Source organism: Polynucleobacter sp. 39-46-10, assembly GCF_002282275.1.
The window spans coordinates 1-1,295 of the sequence record NZ_NCJB01000498.1 but is presented as its reverse complement, the minus strand read 5'-3'; the positions used below and the strand labels follow the sequence as shown (position 1 = coordinate 1,295).

The 1,295-nt window shown below is 46.8% G+C and carries 2 protein-coding genes; one reads left to right on the top strand and one right to left on the bottom strand.

The features are described from left to right. The coding region (locus tag B7X71_RS17140) for an acyl-CoA dehydrogenase family protein (protein WP_293601627.1) at positions 1 to 311 on the bottom strand (311 nt) is incomplete at its 3' end. Between the two features lie 96 nt (positions 312 to 407). Between B7X71_RS17140 and B7X71_RS17135 the strand changes: the two genes are divergently transcribed. Next, positions 408 to 1,118, top strand: coding sequence for a queuosine precursor transporter (locus tag B7X71_RS17135; RefSeq protein ID WP_215387805.1), 711 nt, complete (start codon positions 408 to 410; stop codon positions 1,116 to 1,118). Positions 1,119 to 1,295 lie beyond the last annotated feature (177 nt).

The following is a 1,295-nucleotide window of genomic DNA, read 5'->3' as shown; positions in this document are numbered from 1 at the left end:
GATTGCACGCTCATCATGGAACGATATCCAGAGTCCACGCGCTCAATTTCACGTGCGATCAATCCATAAGAAACGTAATTGAGATTTGCGCCACCATATTCTTCGGGAATGGTGATGCCTAAAAGACCAAGCTCACCCATTTCACGGAAGATGGCTGGATCGGTAGTTTCATTGCGATAGGCATCATGAATACGCGGCATTAAACGGCCCTGAGCATATTCAGCAGCAGCGTCACGCACCATGCGCTCATCTTCGCTTAATTGTGTATCGAGGAGTAGGGGGTCTGCCCAATTAAAACTAGCTTTGCTCATGGTTCTTTGTTGTCCTATCTTGGTTTTTAATCTGCACTCTGTGAAATTCCTTGATTGCAGATATTCTCTTTCCATTATCCATTTTTTTCTTGTTTGATGGACGCACCCAGACGCCACCACCGCTACTACGACCTCATACTGACAGCCTTTGTCGTAGTCCTGCTGTGCTCCAACTTTATTGGTGCCGGGAAGGCTGCGACATTGGATCTGCCGTATTTCGGTAATGTGACATTTGGGGCGGGGATCCTGTTTTTTCCGATTGCTTATTTTTTTGGCGACATACTCACCGAGGTCTATGGCTATGCCTATGATCGCCGGGCAGTATGGGCTGGTTTTACGGCCCTAGCTTTTGCCGCCATCATGGCTCAAGCGGTAATTGCGTTGCCAGTTGCTCCAGGTTCTTATATGGCTAACTACCAGCAAGGTATGGAGACGGTATTTGGCAATTCTTGGAGGGTTGCTCTTGCCTCTATGGTCGCATTTTGGTGCGGCAGTTTTGTTAATAGTTATACCTTGGCCAAAATGAAGATCTTGACGCAGGGTCGTCATCTTTGGATGCGCACGATAGGCTCTACAGCTTGCGGGGAGTTGGTGGACTCCTCCTTGTTCTATATGCTGGCTTTTTACGGCCTCTGGCCTCTAAATGAGGTCTTGGCTGTCGCGATCTCTCAATACGTTCTGAAGACCGCCTGGGAGGTTCTGGCAACACCTTTAACCTACTGGGTGGTTGGTTTTCTGAAACGCAAGGAAAACCAAGACCACTTCGATATTCATACGAATTTCACGCCATTTAAGCTGAAAGTCTAAATTACGGCTTTTTTGAGCGCAAGCCGTTAAAATAACGGTCTTTGATGCAAAACTTGCATCTGCACCCTAGTATTGACCTATCAGAAAGTAAGAACACATCCGTGCTGTCCGCATCTAATATCACTATGCAGTTTGGGGCAAAACCCCTGTTTGAAAATATTTCCGTTAAATTTGGTG